The 21,601-nt window shown below is 73.2% G+C and carries 17 protein-coding genes and 1 pseudogene; 7 read left to right on the forward strand and 11 right to left on the reverse strand.

Annotated features, from left to right (window positions below):
* Positions 1-6: 6 nt before the first annotated feature.
* The 9 genes from ACIQR3_RS25190 to ACIQR3_RS25230 form a co-directional block, all read right to left on the reverse strand.
* The gene (locus ACIQR3_RS25190; RefSeq protein ID WP_403542784.1) at positions 7-1,137 is read right to left on the reverse strand and encodes a Gfo/Idh/MocA family protein; all 1,131 of its coding nucleotides are present in this window, start codon (positions 1,135-1,137) and stop codon (positions 7-9) included.
* Between the two features lie 738 nt (positions 1,138-1,875).
* The gene (locus ACIQR3_RS25195; RefSeq protein ID WP_403542679.1) at positions 1,876-2,928 is read right to left on the reverse strand and encodes a substrate-binding domain-containing protein; all 1,053 of its coding nucleotides are present in this window, start codon (positions 2,926-2,928) and stop codon (positions 1,876-1,878) included.
* A gap of 17 nt (positions 2,929-2,945) precedes the next feature.
* Entirely contained in the window at positions 2,946-3,965 is a 1,020-nt protein-coding gene (locus tag ACIQR3_RS25200; RefSeq protein ID WP_403542681.1) for an ABC transporter permease, read from the reverse strand.
* Positions 3,962-5,485 (reverse strand): sugar ABC transporter ATP-binding protein, encoded by a 1,524-nt coding sequence (locus ACIQR3_RS25205; RefSeq protein ID WP_403542683.1) that lies wholly within the window; start codon positions 5,483-5,485, stop codon positions 3,962-3,964. Before ACIQR3_RS25205 ends, ACIQR3_RS25200 begins: the two co-directional genes overlap by 4 nt.
* A 98-nt stretch (positions 5,486-5,583) precedes the next feature.
* Positions 5,584-6,765: an ROK family protein gene (locus ACIQR3_RS25210; RefSeq protein WP_403542685.1), complete on the reverse strand. Its 1,182-nt coding sequence runs from the start codon at positions 6,763-6,765 to the stop codon at positions 5,584-5,586.
* A 253-nt stretch (positions 6,766-7,018) separates the two neighbouring features.
* Positions 7,019-7,696, reverse strand: coding sequence for a GntR family transcriptional regulator (locus ACIQR3_RS25215; RefSeq protein WP_403542687.1), 678 nt, complete (start codon positions 7,694-7,696; stop codon positions 7,019-7,021).
* Between the two features lie 120 nt (positions 7,697-7,816).
* The gene (locus tag ACIQR3_RS25220; protein WP_215164825.1) at positions 7,817-8,764 is read right to left on the reverse strand and encodes a beta-ketoacyl-ACP synthase III; all 948 of its coding nucleotides are present in this window, start codon (positions 8,762-8,764) and stop codon (positions 7,817-7,819) included.
* 133 nt (positions 8,765-8,897) lie between these two features.
* A complete protein-coding gene (locus ACIQR3_RS25225) occupies positions 8,898-9,032 on the reverse strand; it encodes a hypothetical protein (RefSeq protein ID WP_403542689.1) in 135 nt (44 codons plus the stop codon).
* The gene (locus ACIQR3_RS25230; protein WP_403542691.1) at positions 9,013-10,338 is read right to left on the reverse strand and encodes an OFA family MFS transporter; all 1,326 of its coding nucleotides are present in this window, start codon (positions 10,336-10,338) and stop codon (positions 9,013-9,015) included. Before ACIQR3_RS25230 ends, ACIQR3_RS25225 begins: the two co-directional genes overlap by 20 nt.
* A 220-nt stretch (positions 10,339-10,558) precedes the next feature.
* On the opposite strand from ACIQR3_RS25230, the gene ACIQR3_RS25235 reads away from it, so the two are divergent.
* The 5 genes from ACIQR3_RS25235 (at position 10,559) to ACIQR3_RS25255 (ending at position 18,071) form a co-directional block, all read left to right on the forward strand.
* Positions 10,559-12,478 carry a molybdopterin oxidoreductase family protein gene (locus ACIQR3_RS25235; protein WP_403542693.1) on the forward strand — a complete coding sequence of 640 codons (1,920 nt, stop codon included), beginning with the start codon at positions 10,559-10,561 and terminating at the stop codon, positions 12,476-12,478.
* 6 nt (positions 12,479-12,484) lie between these two features.
* Positions 12,485-14,296, forward strand: a complete 1,812-nt coding sequence (locus ACIQR3_RS25240) for an NADH-ubiquinone oxidoreductase-F iron-sulfur binding region domain-containing protein (protein WP_403542695.1) — start codon at positions 12,485-12,487, stop codon at positions 14,294-14,296.
* Positions 14,293-15,153 (forward strand): 2Fe-2S iron-sulfur cluster-binding protein, encoded by an 861-nt coding sequence (locus tag ACIQR3_RS25245; protein ID WP_403542697.1) that lies wholly within the window; start codon positions 14,293-14,295, stop codon positions 15,151-15,153. The genes ACIQR3_RS25240 and ACIQR3_RS25245 overlap by 4 nt, the downstream gene beginning before the upstream one ends.
* Positions 15,154-15,160: 7 nt before the next feature.
* Positions 15,161-16,009 carry a formate dehydrogenase accessory sulfurtransferase FdhD gene (gene fdhD / locus ACIQR3_RS25250; RefSeq protein ID WP_403542698.1) on the forward strand — a complete coding sequence of 283 codons (849 nt, stop codon included), beginning with the start codon at positions 15,161-15,163 and terminating at the stop codon, positions 16,007-16,009.
* 205 nt (positions 16,010-16,214) lie between these two features.
* The gene (locus ACIQR3_RS25255) at positions 16,215-18,071 is read left to right on the forward strand and encodes an exo-alpha-sialidase (protein WP_403542700.1); all 1,857 of its coding nucleotides are present in this window, start codon (positions 16,215-16,217) and stop codon (positions 18,069-18,071) included.
* Here ACIQR3_RS25255 and ACIQR3_RS25260 read toward each other — a convergent pair.
* The gene (locus tag ACIQR3_RS25260) at positions 18,068-19,063 is read right to left on the reverse strand and encodes a bile acid:sodium symporter family protein (protein ID WP_403542786.1); all 996 of its coding nucleotides are present in this window, start codon (positions 19,061-19,063) and stop codon (positions 18,068-18,070) included. The two genes, ACIQR3_RS25255 and ACIQR3_RS25260, sit on opposite strands and share 4 nt — an antisense overlap.
* A 169-nt stretch (positions 19,064-19,232) precedes the next feature.
* On the opposite strand from ACIQR3_RS25260, the gene ACIQR3_RS25265 reads away from it, so the two are divergent.
* Positions 19,233-20,117, forward strand: coding sequence for a LysR substrate-binding domain-containing protein (locus ACIQR3_RS25265; protein WP_403542701.1), 885 nt, complete (start codon positions 19,233-19,235; stop codon positions 20,115-20,117).
* Here the strand turns inward: ACIQR3_RS25265 and ACIQR3_RS25270 are convergent.
* Positions 20,092-20,565 carry an Lrp/AsnC family transcriptional regulator gene (locus ACIQR3_RS25270; RefSeq protein ID WP_403542703.1) on the reverse strand — a complete coding sequence of 158 codons (474 nt, stop codon included), beginning with the start codon at positions 20,563-20,565 and terminating at the stop codon, positions 20,092-20,094. The genes ACIQR3_RS25265 and ACIQR3_RS25270 overlap by 26 nt on opposite strands.
* Here ACIQR3_RS25270 and ACIQR3_RS25275 point away from each other — a divergent pair.
* A pseudogene (locus ACIQR3_RS25275) lies at positions 20,494-21,330 on the forward strand (MFS transporter); the annotation flags it as partial. The gene ACIQR3_RS25270 and the pseudogene ACIQR3_RS25275 overlap by 72 nt on opposite strands.
* Positions 21,331-21,601 lie beyond the last annotated feature (271 nt).

A 21,601-nucleotide genomic window follows, 5' to 3' on the forward strand; every position in this document is an offset into this window, starting at 1 on the left:
TCCTCCTCAGACGGCGACGGGCGTGTAGACGGCGTTCTTCTCGGCGCTCTCCTCCACGGCGGCGAGCACCCGCTGCACCTGGAGCCCGTCGGCGAAGGACGGTTCCGGGGCGCGGCCCTCGGCGACGGCGTGGACGAGGTCGCGGGCCTGGTGGACGAAGGTGTGCTCGTAGCCGAGGCCGTGGCCGGGCGGCCACCAGGCGTCCAGGTAGGGGTGCTCGGGTTCGGTGACGAGGATGCGGCGGAACCCCGCGTGCTCCCCCCGCTCCGTGCCGTCGTGGTACGTCAGCTCGTTGAGACGTTCCAGGTCGAAGGAGAGCGATCCCCGCTCACCGTTGAGTTCGATGCGCAGGGCGTTCTTGCGGCCGGTGGCGTAGCGGGTGGCCTCGAAGGAGGCGAGGGCGCCGGAGGGGAAGCGGCCGGTGAAGACGGCGGCGTCGTCCACGGTGACCCGGCCGGTGCCGGTGCCGGCGGCGGGGCCCGAGGCGAGGGGGCGTTCCCGTACGAAGGTCTCGGTGAGGGCGGAGACGCCGGCCAGCCGTTCGCCGGTCAGGTACTGGGCGAGGTCGACGATGTGGGCGCCGAGGTCGCCGAGCGCGCCGGAGCCGGCGAGTTCCTTGCGCAGCCGCCAGGTCAGCGGGGCGGCGGGGTCGACCAGCCAGTCCTGGAGGTACACCACCCGCACGTGCCGCAGCCTGCCGATGCGGCCCTCCGCGACCATCCGCCGGGCCAGCGCGGTGGCGGGGACACGGCGGTAGTTGAAGCCGACCATGGCCACCTGGCCGCGGGCGGCGGCCGCTTCGGCGGCGCGGGTCATGGCCTCGGCCTCGGCGACGGTGTTGGCCAGTGGTTTCTCGCACAGGACGTGTTTGCCGGCGGCCAGCGCGGCCAGCGCGATCTCGGCGTGGCTGTCGCCGGGGGTGCAGATGTCGACGAGGTCGACGTCGTCCCGTTCGACGAGGGCGTGCCAGTCGGTCTCGGTCGCCGCCCAGCCGTGCCGGTCGGCCGCGGTGCGGACGGCGTCGGCGTCCCGCCCGCAGATCGCGGCCAGTACGGGGTTCAGCGGCAGGTCGAAGACGCGGCCCGCGGTGCGCCAGCCCTGGGAGTGGGCGGCGCCCATGAAGGCGTACCCGACCATGCCGACCCGCAGCGGCGGTCTCGACACGGACGGCGCCGCGGCCGTGGCCGGGGCCGGGGGGGTGACGACCGGGGTGCCGGTCGCGGTGGGCGTGGCCGTCGGGGTGGGGGCGCCGGTCGCGGTGGGGGCGTCGGTCGCGGTGGGCGTGCCCGTCGCCGTGGGCGTGCCCGTCGCCTCCGACGTCCCCGTCCCCGTCCCCGTCGAGCGCGACGTCTCCGTCCCCGTCAGGCCCGACGCCCCCGTGTCCACGGACCCGGCAGCGATGGCCCCGGTGTCCGTGGCCCCGGCGGCCGGTGTCTCCGCGCCGGCCCCTTCGGGCTGCTGCGGCTGTCCCATGCGGATGTCCTCCTCGTCGTGGTGGTGCGATGGCCCGCGGGTCCCGCCCCGGGCTGATCGGACCCGTGAGCGCGGTTCCCGCCCCGGGGCCGGTCCCGCTTCGAGCGCGGCCCCGGCCCAGAACCGGTCCACCCCGCGAGCACGGCCCGGCCCGAAGCCGAGCCGCCCCGCGAGCACGGCCCGGCCCGAAGCCGAGCCGCCCCGCAAGCACGGCCCCCGGCCCAGAGCCCGTCAGCCCCATGAGCCCGGCCCTCGCCCCCAGTGGCTGGTCAGGCCCCTAATGGCTGGTCAGGCCCCTAGTGGCTGGTCAGGCCCCTAGTGGCTGGCCTGGTCAGACCCTTAGCGGCTGGCCTGGTCAGGCCCCCGGAGGCTGGTCAGGCCCCCGGGGCGGGCGGCGGGGGCTCACTTGAAGCCGGTGGACATGTACTGGTCGACGTTCTCCTTGTCGACGACGGCCGAGTAGAGCGTGATCGACGCGGGGATCTCGTACTCGGCGAGGCCGCCGATCCCCTTGCCCTGGCCCAGCGCGCGGGCGAGGTCGATCGCGGAGGCGGCCATGGTCGGCGGGTAGAGGACGGTCGCCTTCAGGACGCCGTTGTCCTGCTTGATGGCCTGGAACGCGGAGAGCGCGCCCGCGCCGCCGACCATCAGGAAGTCGTCGCGTCCGGCCTGTTCGATGGCGCGCAGGGCGCCCACGCCCTGGTCGTCGTCGTGGTTCCACAGGGCGTCGAACGTCGACTGCGCCTGGAGCAGCTGGGCCATCTTGGCCTGGCCGGACTCGACGGTGAAGTCGGCGGCCTGGCGGGCCACCTTCTTGATGTTGGGGTAGTTCTTCAGGGCGTCGTCGAAGCCCTTGGTGCGCTGCCGGGTCAGTTCGAGGTTGTCGATGCCGGCCAGTTCGACGACCCGGGCACCGGCCTTGTCCTTGAGCTTCTCGCCGATGTAGTGGCCGGCGTTGAGGCCCATGCCGTAGTTGTCGCCACCGACCCAGCAGCGGTACGCCTGCGGGGTGTTGAAGACGCGGTCGAGGTTGACCACGGGGATTCCGGCCCGCATGGCCTTCAGCCCGACCTGGGTGAGCGCCTTGCCGTCGGCGGGCAGCACCACCAGGACGTCGACCTTCTTGTTGATGAGGGTCTCGATCTGGCCGATCTGCTGGGCGGTGTCGTTGGAGCCCTCGGTGACCTCCAGGGTCACGTCGGAGTACTTCTCGGCGCGCCCCTTGGCCTGGTCGTTGATGGCGTTGAGCCAGCCGTGGTCGGCGAGCGGACCGGCGTAGCCGATGGTGACCTGCTTGCCGGGCTTGTCGTCGGCGGCGGGCTGGGTGCTGGCGCCCGCCCCCTCGTCGTCGTCCGACTCGTTGCTCGTGCACCCGGTGAGGAAGGCCCCGGCGGACACGGCTGCGGCTCCGAACAGCAGCCCTCTGCGGCTTGCGAACGGCGTGTGCTCTGGCATGACGGTCAACCCTTTCCTCAAGGCGTGCTCGCGGTACGGCGCTGGACCAGCACGGCGGCGACGATGATCGCTCCCTTGGCGATCTGCTGGACGTCGCTCTGCAGGTTGTTCAGGGCGAAGATGTTGGTGATCGTGGTGAAGATCAGGACGCCGAGCACGGAGCCGACGATGGTGCCGCGTCCGCCGCTGAGCAGCGTGCCGCCGATGATCGCGGCGGCGATGGCGTCGAGTTCGTAGAGGTTGCCGTTGGTGTTCTGGCCGGAGCCGGACAGGACGATCAGCAGGAAGGCGGCGATGCCGCAGCACAGGCCGGACAGCAGGTAGAGGTAGAGGCGCTGGCGGCGCACGTCGATGCCGGCGAGGCGGGCGGCCTCCGCGTTGCCGCCGACGGCGACCGTGCGGCGGCCGAAGGTGGTCCGGTTCAGCACCAGCCAGCCGATGACGGTGACGGCGGCGAAGACCAGGACCAGCGGCGGTATGCCGAGCACGTAGGCGTCCCGCTCGCCGAGGTCGAGGACGCCCTCCACGGTGACGACCTGGGTCTGCCCGTCGGTGATCTGCAGCGCCAGGCCCCGCGCGGAGGCCAGCATGGCGAGGGTGGCGATGAACGGGACCATCGCGCCGTACGCGATGAGGACGCCGTTGACGAGCCCGCAGCCCACGCCGACCACCACGGCGGTGAACAGGATGCCGAGGAATCCGTACTCCTGGGTGGCGACCGTCGTCGCCCACACCGAGGCGAGGGCGACGATCGCGCCGACGGAGAGGTCGATGCCGCCGGACATGATCACGAAGGTCATGCCGACGGTGACGACGCCGATCACGGACGCCTGGGTGAGGACGAGTTGCAGGTTGCGGGTGTCGAGGAACTCGTCGGGCTTGGTGATCCCGCCGATCAGGACCAGTACGGCGAGCACGCCGAGCAGGGACAGGATGCGGACGTCGGCGCGGGCGATCACGCCCCGCCAGGCGGGCGGCCCGTCCACGGGTGCCGCCTTTCCGGTGCCGTCCCGGGGCGGGGACACGTGCTGCGTCATGATGCCGGGCTCCCTTCCATGACGAGGTCGAGTACGCGGTGTTCGTCGAGTTCGCGGGCGGGCGCCTCGTGCACGACCCGGCCCTCGCGCAGGACCAGCACCCGGTCGGCGAGGCCGAGCACCTCGGGCACCTCGCTGGAGACCAGCAGCACCGCCAGTCCCTCGTCGGCGAGCCGGCGGACGACCGCGTACAGCTCGGCGCGGGCGCCGACATCGACGCCGCGGGTGGGTTCGTCGAGGAGCAGGACGCGGCAGCCGCGCAGCAGCCAGCGGGCGAGGACGGCTTTCTGCTGGTTGCCGCCGGACAGGGTGCGCACGGGCACGTCCGGGTTGTCGGGGCGCAGCGACAGTTCGCGGACGGCGGCGCGGGCGGCGCCCCGTTCGGCGCCCCGGTCGAGCCAGCCGCCGCGCGAGAAGCGGGACAGGGAGGAGACCGACACGTTGCGGGTGACGGACTCCAGCATCAGCAGGGCCTGCGCCTTGCGCTCCTCGGGGGCGAGGCCGAGCCCGGCGCGCACGGCGGCCCGGACGCTGCCCGGCCTGAGCGGGCGGCCGTCGACGAGGACCTGTCCGGCCGACGGCTTGCGGGCGCCGTAGACGGTCTCCAGGATCTCGGAGCGGCCGGAGCCGACCAGTCCGGCGAGCCCGACGATCTCCCCGGGGCGGACCTCCAGGTCGAGGGGGGCGAACTCCCCCTGCCTCGTCAGTCCCCGCACGCTCAGCACCGGCTCGGCGGTGGCGGCCGGGGCGGAGGCGGGCCGGTCCGGGAAGACGTAGGCGACGTTGCGACCGGTCATCAGGGCGACGACCTCGCTGGTCGGGGTGGACTCGGCGGGCAGCCCGCGGGCGACGGCGCGGCCGTCCTTGAGGACGGTGACCCGGTCGCCGATGCGGCGGATCTCCTCCAGCCGGTGCGAGATGTAGACGACGGCGACACCGGCGGCGGTGAGGTCGCCGACGATCCGGAAGAGGTTGTCGACCTCGTCGGGGTCGAGGGCGGCGGACGGCTCGTCCATCACGATCAGCCGCACGTCGTGGGAGAGCGCCCGCGCCATGGACACGATCTGCTGCTGCGCCGCCGACAGCTCCCCGACCAGGCGGCCCGGGTCGACCTCGGGGTGGCCGAGCCGCTTCAGCAGCGCGGCGGTGGACGCGCGGGCGGCCCGGCCGCGGACGACGAAGCCGGCGGTGGTCGGTTCGTGGCCGAGGTGGACGTTCTCCGCCACCGACAGGTGCTCGACCAGGTCGAGTTCCTGGTAGATGGTGGCGATGCCCAGGCGCATGGCGGCGATGGGCGAGCGCAGGGTGACGTCCTCGCCGCGCCAGCGGATGGTGCCGGTGTCGGGCTGGTGGGCGCCGGCCAGCACCTTGATGAGGGTGGACTTCCCGGCGCCGTTCTGGCCGAGCAGGCAGTGCACCTCACCGGCCTGGACGTCGAGGTCGACGCCGTCCAGGGCCCGGACTCCGGGGAAGGACTTGGTGAGGCCGGACATGCTGAGCAGCGGTGGTTCTGGTGCCATGTGAGGTCCCCTCGGCGGGCGTGCGGGCCGGTGTCAGGGCAGGGCGGAGCTACGCGCTGTGCAGAAAGCTGTGCAGAAAAGGGGTGCGGACGGGGGTGCTACGCGGGTGAGAACAGGTGGTCGCTGATGAGCCGGGCGGCGCCGATGACTCCGGCGGTGGGGCCCAGTTCTCCGAGCACGATGGGCAGGTTGCCGGTCGCCAGGGGCAGCGACTGGCGGTAGACCTGGGTGCGTATCGCGGCGAGCAGGGTGTGGCCGAGGCCGGTGACCCCGCCCCCGATCACCACCAGGCCGGGGTTGAAGAAGCTGACCAGGCCGGCGATGACCTGGCCGGTGCGGCTGCCGCCCTCGCGGATCAGGTCGAGGGCGGTGGCGTCACCGGCCGCCGCCGCGGCGGCGACGTCGGCGGCGCTCAGGCTCCCGCCCGTCTCCAGCCGGGCGGCGAGTTCGGCGGACCGGCCCTGCTCGGCGGCCTCCGTGGCGTCGCGGGCCAGGGCCGCGCCGCTGAAGTGGGCCTCCAGGCAGCCCCGGTTGCCGCAGGCGCAGGGGCGGCCCTCGGGTACGGCCTGGATGTGCCCGATGTCGCCGGCGCTGCCCGTCGTCCCGCGGTAGACGTCACCGCCGACGACGATGCCGCAGCCGATGCCGGTGCCTATCTTGACGACGAGGAAGTCGTGCACGGTGCGGGCGACGCCCGCGTGCTGCTCCCCCAGCGCCATCAGGTTCACGTCGTTGTCGACCATGACCGGGCAGCCGAGTTCCTGGCTGAGCGCCTCCCGCACGGGGAAGCCGTCCCAGCCCGGCATGATCGGCGGGGCCACGGGGACGCCCTCGGGGAAGCGGACCGGCCCCGGGACGCCGATGCCGGCGCCGTCGAAGCCCTCCGCGAGCCCCGAGGCCCGCAACTTGGCCGCCATGGACAGGACTTGCTCGAAGACCGCGACGGGGCCCTCGCGGACGTCCATGGGCTGGTTGATGTGCCCGAGGATCTCCAGCTCGGCGTTGGTGACGGCGACGTCGACCGAGGTCGCGCCGATGTCGACGCCGAGGAACCGCAGTTCCGGGTTGAGCCGGATGTTGTGGCTGCGGCGTCCGCCGCGGGAGGCGGCGAGTCCGTCGGCGACGGCCAGCCCCGTCTCCAGCAGCCGGTCCACCTCCACGGCCAGCTTCGACCGGGAGAGGTCGACCTGGTCGCCGAGCTGGGCACGGGAGTTGGGGCCGCCGTCACGCAGCAGCTTGAGCAACCGGGCCTGGTGGGCGTTGGCGGGTCGTGCGGTCATGCGTCTCACGTGCCCCTCCCCGCCTCAATCGGCTGCGCGCTGTAATGCCGTGCTGTCGTGCTGCCGTGCTGCCGTGCTGCCGTGCTTTCGAAGGGAACGTAGCAGCGGCTGCCGAAGCTGGGAAGAAGCTGTGCACAGATTGCCGTCGACTTTCTCCACTCACAGGACAAAGAGCCGGACAGGAAAGCGGACAGGAAGCCGGACAGGAAGCCGGACAGACAGCCGGAGGAAGAGCCGTACGGGCCCGGCGCGCTCAGGACTCCGCGCGCTCGTGGTACGACCGCCGGGTGTGCTCGGTGTGCTCGCGCATCAGCCGGGTGGCGCGCTGCTCGTCCCGGTCGGCGATGGCGGCGATCATCTCCCGGTGCTCGATCCAGGACTGCCGGCCGCGCTGCCGGGCGATCGGCGTGTAGTACCAGCGCACCCGGCGGTCCACCTGGGCGGCCAGCTCGGCAAGGACGGCGTTGCCCGCCAGTTCCATCACCTTGGAGTGGAAGCGCGCGTTCAGGGTGACGGCGCCGTCCACGTCGTCGGCGGCGACGGCCCGCTCCCCCTCGGCGCACAGCTCCTCCAGCGCCGCCACGCCCGCGCTGGACGCGTTGGCCGCGGCGAGCCGGGCCGCCTCGGCCTCCAGCAGCGTACGGACGGTCAGCAGCTGGTCGGCCTCCTCCTCGGTCGGCTCGTGCACGAACGCGCCCTGGGCGGGGCGCAGATCGACCCAGCCCTCGGTGTTCAGGCGCTGGAGCGCCTCGCGCACGGGCTGCCGGGAGACGCCGAGGTGCCCGGCGAGTTCGCTCTCGACGAGGTGCTGGCCGGGGCGCAGGGCCCGGGTGGTGATGAGTTCGAGCAGCGCCTCGTAGACGCGGTCGCGCAGCGGGCCGGGGCGTTCGAGCCTGGGCACCGCCCCGTGCGGCAGTCCTGTCGACAACATCGCGGCCCCCTGGGCAAGGACGGAGACAAGGAAGAAGGTAAAGAAAGTATCAAGTGTTTTTCGTCTACAGTCTACGGTCCGTCCCTGCCCGCCTCCTCCGCGAACCTCCCGAGCCGGGTCTCAGGGGCAGCGCACGACCTGTCCGGCGTACGACAGGTTGCCGCCGAAGCCGAAGAGCAGGACCGGGTCGCCGGTGCTGATCTCGCCGCGTTCCACCAGCTTGGCCAGGGCGAGCGGGATGCTGGCCGCCGAGGTGTTGCCGGACTCGGTGACGTCCCGGGCGACGACGGCGTTGACGGCGCCGATGCGCAGGGCCAGGGGTTCGATGATGCGCAGGTTGGCCTGGTGCAGGACGACGGCGGCGAGGTCGGCGGGGTCCACGCCGGCCCGTTCGCACACGCCCCGGGCGACGGCGGGCAGCCGGGTGGTCGCCCAGCGGTAGACGCTCTGGCCCTCCTGGGCGAAGCGCGGCGGCGTGCCCTCGATGCGCACGGCGTGTCCGAGTTCGGGCACCGATCCCCACAGCACGGGCCCGATGCCGGGTTCCTCGCCCTCGGCGCAGGGTTCGACGACGGCGGCCCCCGCGCCGTCGCCGACCAGCACGCAGGTGGTGCGGTCGGTCCAGTCGGTGACCTCGGACATCTTGTCGGCGCCTATGACCAGGGCCCGGCGCGCGGCGCCCGCGCGGACGGCGTGGTCGGCGGTGGCCAGGGCGTGGGTGAACCCGGCGCACACGACGTTGACGTCCATCGTGGCCGGGTTCCCCATGCCGAGCCGGGCGGCGACCCGGGCGGCCATGTTCGGGGAGCGGTCGATGGCGGTCGAGGTGGCGACCAGCACCAGGTCGACGTCGGCGGGGGCGGCCCCGGCCTCGGCGAGCGCCTTGGCGGCGGCGTGTGCGGCGAGTTCGTCGACGGGTTCGTCGGGTCCGGCGATCCGGCGGGTGCGGATGCCGACCCGGCTGGTGATCCACTCGTCGCTGGTGTCGACCATGCCCGCCAGGTCCTCGTTGGTCAGGACTCCGGCGGGCTGGTGGTGGCCGACTCCGGTGATGCGCGAGCCGTGCATGGGCGGATCCCCCTCATTGCCTGCGGTTGCGGGATCCACCAGTCTGATCAGTGACTCACGGGTACGGCGGCAGGTGATGTGACAGGAAACGCGGGCCGGGCTTGTCGGCTTCCATCAGGCCCGGCCCGGCTCCTCAGCCGGTGAACAGCTGCGTCGCCTTGCGCACCAGTTCGTACAGCCCGTAGGCGAGCGGCACGCCCACCCACAGCCAGGCGAAGGCGATCAGCGGGCGCCGGTCGGGCGGGCTCTCACTGCTGTCGGGCGACATCGGCGGCCTCCTCGGGGTCCGGGGCGGGGACGTGGTGGCGGGGGTGGACCGGACGGACCAGTTCGTTGGCGACGAAGCCGACGACGAGCAGCCCGATCATGATGACGAACGACAGCCCGTACAGGGACGAGCCGTGCCGCCCGGCCTCCTCCTGCCGGTCCGCGATCCAGTTCACGATCAGCGGGCCGAGGACGCCGGCGGTGGACCAGGCGGTGAGCAGCCGTCCGTGGATCGCGCCGACCTGGTAGGTGCCGAAGAGGTCCTTCAGATAGGCGGGGGCGGTGGCGAAACCGCCGCCGTAGAAGGAGAGGATCACCAGGGCGGCGAGCACGAACAGCGGCTTGGAGGAGTCGCCGAACAGGGCGATGAGCGTGTACATCAGGGCGCCGACGCCCAGGTACACCCGGTAGATGTTCTTCCGTCCGATCAGGTCGGACGTGGACGACCAGCCGATCCGGCCGGCCATGTTGGCCGCCGACAGCAGCGCCACGAACCCGGCGGCGGCCGTCGCGGACACCGGCGCGGAGGTGTCCGCGAAGAAGTCCGTGATCATCGGGGCGGCCTTCTCCAGGATGCCGATGCCGGCGGTGACGTTCATGCAGAGCACGAGCCACAGGCACCAGAACTGCGGGGTGCGCACGGCCGAGCGCGCCGAGACCTGGACGCCGCTGAGCGGGGCGGGCCGCCCGTCGGCCGTCTCGGGGGCGCGCGGCACCCGCACCAGCAGGACACCGAGCAGCATGAAGACGGCGTACGACAGTCCGTGCACGAGGAAGGCGAGCGCGATTCCGGAGTTGTCGGCGCCGAAGGACTCCAGCATCTGCGCGGACCACGGCGAGGCGATCAGCGCGCCGCCGCCGAAGCCCATGATGGCGATGCCGGTGGCCATGCCCGGCCGGTCGGGGAACCACTTGATGAGGGTGGAGACCGGCGAGATGTATCCGATGCCCAGGCCGATGCCGCCGACGAAGCCGTAGCCGAGGACGATCAGCCAGTACTGCTCGGTGGCCGCGCCCAGGGCGGAGAGCAGGAAGCCGGACGAGAAGCAGATCAGCGCCACCGTCATCGCCCAGCGCGGCCCCCGCTTCTCGACCAGGGTGCCGCCGAAGGCGGCCGACAGGCCGAGCATGACGATGCCGAGCTGGAAGGGGAGCGCGCTCTGGGTTCCGCTGAGGCCGAGCGCGGATTCGAGGGGCGGCTTGAACACGGACCAGGCGTAGGCCTGGCCGATGGAGAGGTGGACCGAGAGCGCGGCCGGCGGGACGAGCCAGCGGCTCCAGCCGGGCGGTGCGACAGGGGGACTCATGAGTCCCCCACCGTAAAGATCCGAGCGGCGCTTGAGAAGGCAGTTGATCAAACGACCACCCAGCGCCACCGGCCGTGCACAATCCCTTGCCGCCCCCACTTCCATACTGTAGACAATATTTCGTCGACACCGTTGGCGGTCACAGCTGAACACAGACAGTCACCGCTCGTCATAGGTAGTCACAGGCAGTCCCCCGTCAGCCGGCACCGAGGAGCGCCGCATGAGGAAACCGCGACCGACGCACTACACCCGGCTCGCCCACCCCCTGGTACGGGACTCCCGCGACGAGCCCTTCCGCCGGGCCGGCTGGGACGAGGCGCTGGACCGGGCGGCCCGGGGCCTGGCACGCAACCGCGGCGCGTTCGGCATGTTCTCCTGCGCCCGCGCGACCAACGAGATGAACTACGTGGCGCAGAAGTTCGCCCGGGTGGTGATGGGCACCCACAACGTCGACTCCTGCAACCGCACCTGCCACGCCCCGTCCGTCGCCGGCCTCTCCGCCACCTTCGGCTCCGGCGGCGGCACCTCGTCGTACGAGGAGATCGAGCACACCGACGTCATCGTGATGTGGGGCTCCAACGCCCGGTTCGCGCACCCGATCTTCTTCCAGCACGTCCTGAAGGGCATACGCAACGGCGCCCGGATGTACGCCGTCGACCCGCGCCGCACCTCCACCGCCGAGTGGGCGGAGAGCTGGCTCGGCCTCAATGTCGGCACCGACATCCCGATGGCGCACGCGATCGGCCGCGAGATCATCCGCGCCGGACTGGTCAACGAGGCGTTCGTCGAACGGGCGACCACCGGCTTCGAGGAGTACAAGGCCCTCGTCGAGCCGTGGACGCTCTCCCTCGCCGAGAAGGTGACCGGCGTCCCCGCCGCCGCGATCCGCGACCTCGCGCACGCCTACGCCCGCGCCGAACGCGCCCAGCTGTGCTGGACCCTCGGCATCACCGAGCACCACAACGGCACCGACAACGTCCGCGCGCTGATCAACCTCTCCCTGCTCACCGGGCACGTGGGGCGGTACGGCGCCGGGCTCCAGCCCCTGCGCGGCCAGAACAACGTGCAGGGCGGCGGCGACATGGGCGCCATCCCCAACCGCCTCCCCGGCTTCCAGGACATCCTCGACCCGCAGACCCGGCGGAAGTTCGAGTCCGCCTGGGACACCGTCCTTCCGCCGCACTACGGCCTCGACCTCACCGAGATGTTCGAGGCGATGGAGGACGGCTCGCTGAAAGCCGTGTACTGCGTCGGCGAGAACCCGGCCCAGTCGGAGGCCGACAGCGCACAGGCCGTACGCCGCCTGAAGGCGCTGGACTTCCTCGTCGTGCAGGACATCTTCCTGACGAGGACGGCCTCGCTCGCGGACGTGGTGCTGCCGGCCACCGCCGGCTGGGCGGAGACCGACGGCACCACCACCAACAGCGAACGGCGCGTGCAGCGGGTCCGCCGGGCCCTGACCCCGCCGGGCGAGGCCCGCGAGGACATCGACATCATCTGCGACCTCGCCGCCCGCCTCGGCCACGACTGGAAGTACGCCGACGCCGAGGCCGTCTGGAACGAGCTGCGCGCCCTGTCGCCGGACCACCACGGGATGACGTACGACCGCCTCGCGGAGCACCGGGGCATCCAGTGGCCCTGCCCCCGCACCGACCGGCTCGAACCCACCTACCTGCACGGCCGGCTGTGGGACCCCGACCCGGCCCGCCGGGGCCGCCCCGCGCCCTTCGGGATCGTCCGGCACGACCCGCCGGTCGACCTCACCGACGAGCGGTACCCGCTGCGGCTCACCACCGGCCGCCGGCTCGACTCGTACAACACCGGCGTGCAGAGCGGCGGTTACGCCTCCCCGCTGCGGCGCGGCGAGTCCGTCGAGCTGTCCCCGGAGGACGCCGAGCGGTACGGGGTGGTGGTCGGGGAGACGGTACGGGTGACCTCGCGGCGCGGGGCGGTGGAGGCGCCCGTGTGGGTCGACCCGGCGCTGCGGCCCGGCCTCGCGTTCATGACGTTCCACTTCCCCGACGAGGTGGACACCAACCGGCTGACCATCGAGGCCACCTGCCCGATCGCGGGGACGGCGGAGTTCAAGGCGTCGGCGATCCGGATCGAGAAGCTGCCCGTCGCGACCATCGTGAGGTGATGCCCCGTGGACCTGCGCTTCGGTGACGGCAAGCCGACCGACGAGGAACGGGCCGCCGTCGACGCCCTGCTGGGCCCGCCCGAGTCCTCCTGGGAGGGCGCCGGCCGCTCCGGCCAGGACCTGCGCTGGGCGCGCGGCGGGCGGGCCGCCCGGGACCGCCGCGACCTGCTGCTGCCGGGGCTGCACGCGGTCAACGACCGGGTCGGCTGGATCAGCGAGGGCGCCCTCGACTACCTGTGCCGGCGGCTGACCGTGCCGCCGGCCGAGGCGTACGGCGTCGCCACCTTCTACGCGATGTTCTCCGCCCGCCCCCGCCCCGCGACCGTCCTGCACCTCTGCACCGACCTGGCCTGCACCGCGGCGGGCGCGGAGGCCCTGTGCGCCGAGATCTCCGGGGAGCCGGGCGTCACCGTCCAGCGCAGCCCCTGTCTCGGCCTGTGCGAACGCGCCCCGGCGGCGCTCGCGGTCCGGGCCGGCGACCCGGTCCGTACGGCCGTGGCGGCACCGGCGACGGCGCGCGCGGCCGTCCTCGCCGCCACCGCCCCCGACTCGGCACCCGAGGAACCCCCGGCGTCGGCGGCCGTCCCGCAGGCGGGCGACCCGGACCTGGTGCTGCTGCGCCGGGTCGGCGTGGTGGACCCCGCCTCCCTCGACGACTACCGGGCGCACGGCGGCTACGCGGCCCTGCGCCGCGCCTTCGCGCTGGGCCCCGCCGGGGTGATCCGCGAGGTCACCGGTTCCGGGCTGGCCGGGCGCGGCGGCGCCGCCTTCCCCACCGGCCGCAAGTGGCAGGCCACGGCGGCCCAGCCCGACCACCCGCACTACGTCGTCTGCAACGCCGACGAGTCCGAGCCGGGCACCTTCAAGGACCGGGTGCTGATGGAGGGCGACCCGTACGCGCTGATCGAGGCCATGACCATCGCCGGGTACGCCACCGGGGCCCACCGGGGCTACCTCTACCTGCGCGGCGAGTACCCCCGGGCGCTGGCCCGCCTGGAGCACGCGATCACCCAGACCCGCGCCCGCGGACTGCTCGGTGACGACGTGCTCGGGCAGGGCTACGCCTTCGACATCGAGATCCGCCGGGGCGCGGGCGCCTACATCTGCGGCGAGGAGACCGCCCTGTTCAACTCCATCGAGGGCTACCGGGGCGAACCCCGCGCCAAACCGCCGTTCCCGGTGGAGAAGGGCCTGTTCGGCAAGCCGACGGCCGCCAACAACGTGGAGACGCTGGTCAACGTGCTGCCGGTCCTCACGATGGGCGCCGAGGCGTACGCCGCGATCGGCACCGGCCGGTCCACCGGCCCGAAGCTGTTCTGCGTGTCGGGCAGCGTGGCCCGGCCCGGCGTGTACGAGCTGCCGTTCGGGGCGACGCTGGGCGAGCTGCTGACGCTGGCCGGGGTCCGGGACGGGCTGCGGGCGGTGCTGCTCGGCGGGGCGGCCGGCGGCTTCGTACGCCCCGACGAACTGGACATCCCGCTGACCTTCGAGGGCACCCGGGAAGCGGGCACCACCCTCGGCTCGGGGGTGGTCATGGCCTTCGACGGCACCGTGCCCCTGCCCCGCCTCCTGCTGCGCGTCGCGGAGTTCTTCCGCGACGAGTCCTGCGGCCAGTGCGTGCCGTGCCGGGTGGGGACCGTGCGGCAGGAGGAGGCGCTGCGCCGGATCGCGGAGCGCACAGGGGCCGGCGCCGCCGACGACATCGCCCTGCTGCGCGAGGTCGGCCGGGCGATGCGGGACGCCTCGATCTGCGGTCTGGGCCAGACCGCGTGGAACGCCGTGGAGTCCGCCATCGACCGACTGGGGGCGTACGAATGACCGCGATACCGCTGGGAGTGCCGCGCCGGCTGGTGGAGTTCACCCTCGACGGGCAGGAGGCCCGGGTCCCCGAGGGATCGACGATCCTGGACGCCTGCCGGGCCGCCGGCACGGACGTGCCGACCCTCTGCCAGGGCGACACGCTCACCCCGAGGAACGCCTGCCGGGTGTGTGTCGTGGAGGTCGAGGGTTCCCGCACCCTGGTGCCCGCCTGTTCCCGGAAGGCCGAGCCGGGCATGGAGGTGCGCACCGGCACCGAGCGGGCCCGGCACAGCCGCAAGGTCGTCCTGGAACTCCTCGCCTCCTCCGTCGACCTGTCGACGACGCCCCGGGCCGCCGAGTGGATCAAGGAGTACGGGGCGGAGCCCGACCGCTTCGGCCCCGACGCGGCCCGCGTCGACGAGGAACCCCGGATCGACAACGACCTGTACGTCCGCGACTACGGCAAATGCATCCTCTGCTACAAGTGCGTGGACGCCTGCGGGGACCAGTGGCAGAACAGTTTCGCCATCTCCGTCGCCGGACGCGGCTTCGACGCCCGGATCGCGGTCGAGCAGGACGCCCCGCTGACCGACTCGGCGTGCGTGTACTGCGGCAACTGCGTCGAGGTGTGCCCCACCGGCGCCCTGTCGTTCAAGTCGGAGTTCGACATGCGGGCGGCGGGTACGTGGAACGAGTCGGCGCAGACCGAGACGACCACGGTGTGCGCGTACTGCGGAGTGGGATGCAACCTCACCCTGCACGTACAGGACAATGAGATCGTCAAGGTCACCTCGCCGCACGACAGCCCGGTGACCCACGGCAATCTCTGCATCAAGGGCCGTTTCGGCTACCAGCACGTACAGAACCGGGGCTGATCAGGACATGGGACGAGTCACGGAACGACGCAAGGTGATCCGCATCCGCGACGGGGCGGTCAACACCCGTCCGGACACGCTCGTCGCCGAGGAACCCCTGGAGATCCGGCTCAACGGCAAACCGCTCGCCATCACGATGCGCACCCCCGGCGACGACTTCGCGCTCGCCGCCGGGTTCCTGGTCAGCGAGGGGGTGCTGGCCCGTCAGGAGGACCTGCGGAACATCGTGTACTGCGCGGGGGCCACGGCCGACGGCTCCAACACGTACAACGTGGTGGACGTGCAGACGGCGCCGGGCGTCGTCCTCCCCGACATCACCCTCGAACGCAACGTCTACACCACCTCCTCCTGCGGCCTGTGCGGCAAGGCCAGCCTGGACGCGGTCCGTACGACGGCCCGCTGGCCCATCGCCGACACGCCGCCGGTGCGGATCGACGCCGACCTGCTCGCCGAACTGCCCGACCGGCTGCGCGCCGCCCAGCGGGTCTTCGACCGCACCGGCGGGCTGCACGCGGCGGCGCTGTTCACCGAGGACGGCGAACTGGCCGACATCAGGGAGGACGTGGGCCGGCACAACGCGGTCGACAAGCTCGTCGGCCGGGCGCTGCAGAACGGTGAGCTGCCGCTGTCGCGGTCCGTGCTGCTCGTCTCGGGGCGGGCCTCGTTCGAGCTGGCCCAGAAGGCCGTCATGGCCGGTGTCCCCGTGCTGGCGGCGGTGTCGGCGCCGTCCTCGCTCGCCGTGGACCTGGCCGCCGAGACCGGTCTGACCCTGGTGGGCTTCCTGCGGGGCACCTCGATGAACGTGTACGCGGGCGAGGACCGCATCGCCCTGCGGGCCGCCGCGTCCCGGGGCTGAGGCACCGGCCCGCGACACGACGGCGGAACCCCGTACCGGCGGAGAGCGCCCCCTGCGCCGGTACGGGGTGACGGCGTGTCGGCTGATTCCGGGCCCGGGGGCGACACGCGGGGGATTCGGCACAACATATCCGATATGTGATGACTTGATCTACTGATGCCCTGACGACCGGCTACCGCTCAGCCGCCTGAAGGGCCACCGCTCCATGCCGTTTCGCCCCCGCACCCGTTCCGGACGCCCGCCGACCGTTCTCGCCTCCCTGCTCGCGCTCTCCTTCGCCCTGCCCTCCACGGCCCACGCGAAGGCCCCCGAATTCACCCAACAGGTGCTCTTCCGCGCCGACCAGGAGACCGGGTACGCCTGCTTCCGCATCCCGGCGCTCGTACGGACCACGGACGGCACGCTGCTCGCCTTCGCGGAGGGCCGGGTCCGCAACTGCGGGGACGCGGCCGACATCGACATCGTGCTCAAGCGCTCCACGGACGGCGGCCGTACCTGGGGCCCGCTGCGGGTCGTCAACGACGGCGGCGGCGACACCCACGGCAACCCGGCGCCGGTCGTGGACCGCGCCACCGGCCGCGTCCTGCTGGTCGAGACGTACAACACCGGCCGGGCGGACGACGCCGGCTGCGCGGTCCCCTGCGACCGCACGCCCCACCTCCAGTACAGCGACGACGACGGGCTCACCTGGTCCGAGCCGCGCGACCTGAGCGCCGAGATCCGCCCGGCCGGCTGGAACTCCTGGTACGCGACCGGCCCCGTGCACGGCGTGCAGCTGACCGCCGGTGCCCACGCCGGGCGGCTGGTCCTCGGGGTCAACGCCGAGAGCTGGGACGGCGGCCGGGTGACGGCCAACCACGCGGCGCTGGTCGTCAGCGACGACGGCGGCGACCACTGGCGGATCGGCGCCACCGACACCTGGCCGGTGGCCGACGACGGCACCTTCCGGCAGAAGCCGTCCGAGGTGACCCTGGCCGAACTCGCCGACGGCACGCTGCTGGTCAGCGGACGCGAGGAGGACGGCACCGATCTCGGCCACCGCACCCAGACCGTCAGCCGGGACGGCGGCGACAGCTTCGCCGCCCCCTTCGCGGCCGTCCCGGACCTGTACACCCCGCAGGTGCAGGGCGCGCTGCTGCGCCTGGGCGACCGGGTGCTGCTGTCCGCCCCGGCCGACCCCGACCGCCGCCGCACCATGGCGATCCGCTCCTCCTGGGACGCCGGCGCCACCTGGGACAGCGTGGACCGGGCCACGGTCGTCACCCGCGACTGGTCCGGCTACTCCGACATGGCGGCCCTCGACGGCACGACAGCGGGACTGCTGTACGAGGGGGGCACCGCAGACGCCCGCGACGAGATCCGCTTCGCCCGGTTCGGTACGGACTGGCTCCGGGCCCGGCGCGGCGCCGACCCCACCACCCCCGACCTCGCGCCGGGCGCCCGGCCCGCCGCCGTACTGGGCGGAGCCGGTACGACGGCGGACGGCGCGGTCGGCGGCGCGGTCGCGTTCGACGGCACCGACGACGAGGTGCGGCTGCCGTACCGGGAGGGGCTGCGGCTCGGGGACGGCGACTTCACCGTGTCGCTCTGGTTCCGGTACACGGCGAAGACCGGGGAACAGCCGCTGCTGTGGATGGGCGGGATCGGCACCAAGCAGCCCCAGGTGTGGCTGCGCGCCGAGCCCGCGCAGGACAGGGTGACGGGGCTGATGACCGCGCGGGAGGGGGCGGCGGCGCCCCGGTCGGCGTACGTACGCGCCACCGGCGCGCACAACGACGGCCGCTGGCACCGGCTGGTGCTGCGCCGGGGCGGCGGGCGGCTCACCCTGTTCCTCGACGGCAAGAAGACCGAGGCGGCCCACGTGCCGGGCTCGGTCAGCCGCGACTCGGCCTTCGGCGTGCACGTGGGCGCCCGGATGGACGGGCGGGCGCGCCTCACCGGGGCGCTGGACGACGTACGGGTGTGGCGGCGGGCGCTGAGCGACGGCGAGGTCGGCGCCGCCCAGCCGCCGGCCGGGGACAGCGTGCTGCGGCTGCCTTTGGACCGGGTGGACGCCCCTTAACGGATGCCGGCGCCGGTGGGTATCGGCGGGTCAGCGGTGTCGTCCTCGGGCAGCGGGTCGTGCGAGCGGCGCTTGGCGATGACCGCGCAGACCATGAGCTGCATCTGGTGGAAGAGCATCAGCGGCAGCACGGCCAGCGAGGCGTGCGCGCCGAAGAGCACGCTGGCCATCGGCAGCCCGGAGGCCAGGGACTTCTTCGACCCGGCGAACTGGATCGCGATCCGGTCCTCCCGCCCGAACCGCAGCGCCTTCGCGCCGTACCAGGTCAGCAGCAGCATCACGGCGAGCAGCACCGCCTCCACCGCCAGCAGCCCGGCCAGCCGGACGGGGCTGACCTGGTGCCAGACGCCCTGCGCCATGCCCTCGCTGAAGGCCGTGTAGACGACGAGCAGGATCGAGCCGCGGTCGACGAGCCCGAGCGCCTTCTTGTGCCGGGTGACGAAACCGCCAATCCAGCGCCGCAGCAACTGCCCGGCCACGAACGGCACCAGCAGCTGGAGCACGATCTCCACCACCGAGTCGGCGGAGAACCCGCCGCCCGTACTGCCCAGCAGACCGGCGGCGAGCAGCGGCGTGACGACGATGCCGGCCAGGGAGGAGAAGGAGCCCGCGCAGATCGCGGCGGGCACATTGCCCCGGGCGATCGAGGTGAAGGCGATCGACGACTGGATGGTGGAGGGGACCAGGGTGCAGAAGAGCAGGCCCTGGTACAGCGGCTCGGTCAGGAAGACCGGAACGAGTCCGCGGGCCGCCAGCCCGAGCAGCGGAAAGACGGCGAACGTGCAGGCCAGGACGGTGACGTGGAGCCGCCAGTGCTTGAGTCCGTCCAGCGCCTCCCGGGTGGAGAGCCGGGCGCCGTAGAGGAAGAAGAGGAACGCGATCGCGGCCGTGGAGGCGCCGTTCGCCACATCGGCCGACGTCCCGCGGGCCGGCAGCAGCGCCGCGAGGCCCACCGTGCCCAGCAGCAGGAGGATGTACGGGTCGATCGGCATCCAGCGCGGCGGGCGTAGGCGTTTCACGGTGCTCCACTTGCTCGTATCGCTTCTTCGGTCCTCGGACACGGGGACACGGGTCCCCGCTCCATCCTGCTCCCTCACCCGGCGATCGGGAATCCGGTACACCGCACTGACTGTCATCGTGTTCCGTAATAAGCTGAGGGACGTGTACGACCCCTCCCAGCTGCGGACCTTCCTCTCGGTCGCCCAGACGCTGAGCTTCACGCAGGCCGCGCGGCGGCTCGGGCTGCGCCAGTCGACGGTGAGCCAGCACGTGCGGCGGCTGGAGGACGCGACCGGGCGGCCGCTGTTCACCCGGGACACGCACTCGGTGGAGCTGACCGAGGACGGCGAGGCGATGCTCGGCTTCGCGCGCCGCATCCTGGAGGTGCACGAGCAGGCGACGGCGTTCTTCACCGGCACCCGGCTGCGCGGCCGGCTGCGGTTCGGCGCGTCGGAGGACTTCGTGCTGACCCGGCTCCCGGAGATCCTGGAGGGCTTCCGGCACGACCACCCCGAGGTCGACCTGGAGCTGACGGTGGAGCTGTCCGGCACGCTGCACGAGCAGCTCGCCGCCGGGAAGCTGGACCTGGTGCTGGCCAAGCGGCGGCCCGAGGACCGGCGGGGCGAGCTGGTGTGGCACGACCGGCTGGTGTGGATCGGCGCGGAGCGGCTGCGCCTGGACCCCGGCCGCCCGGTGCCGCTGATCGTCTACCCGCCGCCGGGCATCACCCGCGCCCTCGCCGTGGAGGCGCTCCAGCGCCAGGGCCGCGAGTGGCGGGTGGCCTGCACCAGCGGCAGCCTCAACGGCCTGATCGCGGCGGCCCGCGCGGGCCTCGGCGTGATGGCGCACTCCCGGGGCCTGATCCCGCCCGGCCTGGTACGGGTGCCGGACCGGGCCGGGCTGCCGGAACTGGGCCGCGTCGACTTCGTCCTGGTCACCGGGGAGCGCCGCACCTCCGCCCAGGACGCGGCGGACGCGCTGGCCGCGGCGATCCTGGCGAGCGGCGACCGGCTGCACACCGTCAGGACGCGGGGCGCGGACAGCTGAGCTGCTTGACCCGGCGCAGGAACGGTGACGCCTCCACGTGCCGCACGCCCTCCAGGTGGCCGAGCGGGCCGCTGAGGTAGGCGTAGAGGGCGGCGGTGCCGCGGGTGACGGCGGTGGCGACGAGGTTGGAGGGGCCGGCGGTGGCCGCCGCGTGGGCGATCTCGGGGTGGCCGGCCAGGACCTCGCCGACCCGGTGCAGGTCGGCCGGTCCCGCGGTGATCCACAGGGCGGCGACGACCGGGAAGCCGAGCAGCGCCGAGTCGTACTCGACGTCGACGTAGACCGCGCCGGAGGCGAGCAGCGCGGCCAGCCGGCGTTTGACGGCCGACTCGGAGCGGCCGGTGGCGCGCTGGAGTGCACGGTGACGTTCGCGGCGTTCGCCGGGGCGGTGACGTACGCGGCGTTCGCCGGGGCGGTGACGTACGGGGCGGTGCGGGCCGGGGCGCACGGCTGGACCGAGACCGGCACGCTGGCCGCCTTCGTCTGCGCGGTGCTGCTGCTGGCCGTTTTCGTCGCGGTGGAGCGGCGGTCCGCCGATCCGCTGCTCGATGTGCGGCTCGGCTGTTCGCCCGGCCGGCGTTCTCGGCGGTGATGGTGGGGGGCGCTCGCCTTCGACGCGGCGGCGTTCGGGGTGATGGCGTACACCTCGATCTGGCTGCGGACGCTGCTGGGGATGAGCCCGGTCCGCGGGGGCCTGGTGTTCCTGTGGCTGTCGCTGGCGTCGTTCGTGGCGGCGGCGGGCGGGCGGCTGCTGCACGGGGTGCCGGCCCGGTTCACCATCGGCGGCAGGCTGCTGCTGAAGGGCGTCGGCACCGGGCTGGTGTCGCCGGGCATCGCCGGGGCGGCGCTGGCGGCGGTACCGCCGGAGCGGGCCGGGATGGCGGGCGGGGCGGTGAACACCTTCCGGCAGCTCGGCTACGCGCTCGGCATCGCGGTCTTCGGCACGGTGCTGGCCGCCCGGATGACGGACACCCCGCCGTCGGACGCGGCCCACGCCCTGGCGGGCGGCGGCGCGGACGCCCTGCGGGGCACGTTCCCGGACCACGCGCTGCGCGCCGCCTTCGCCTCCGGCCTGAACGCCGCGGCGGTGACGGCCGGGGCGGTGGCCGCGGTCGCCGGGGTCCTCGTACTGGCCCTCGCCGGGAATCGGCGTCCCGCGTCCGGGAGGAGCGCCACGGCGCCCGAGTCGGCGCGGGCCGGCGCGGGGCGGTGAGGTCCGGGGGCCCTGAGGGACGGACGGTGGGCGCACCCGAAGGGCGCGGGGAACCGCGCGGTCGGCCGCACACCGAACCACCCCGTACAGATTCGGTGGAGATTACGGCCGCAATACTTACTCAACCGTCAGGAACGCGCCCGACCCTTCCCCCTCTGAGGGGGAATCTCCCCGCCGTACCGCCCCGCACCCTCCCCCGGCACCCTCAGGAGGTGGGGTAGCTTTCACCGCGCTGTGCGGGGCGTCACGCGGAACAAGGAACGGGGAGCAG

Source organism: Streptomyces sp. NPDC090994 (assembly GCF_044768905.1).
GTDB lineage: Bacteria > Actinomycetota > Actinomycetes > Streptomycetales > Streptomycetaceae > Streptomyces.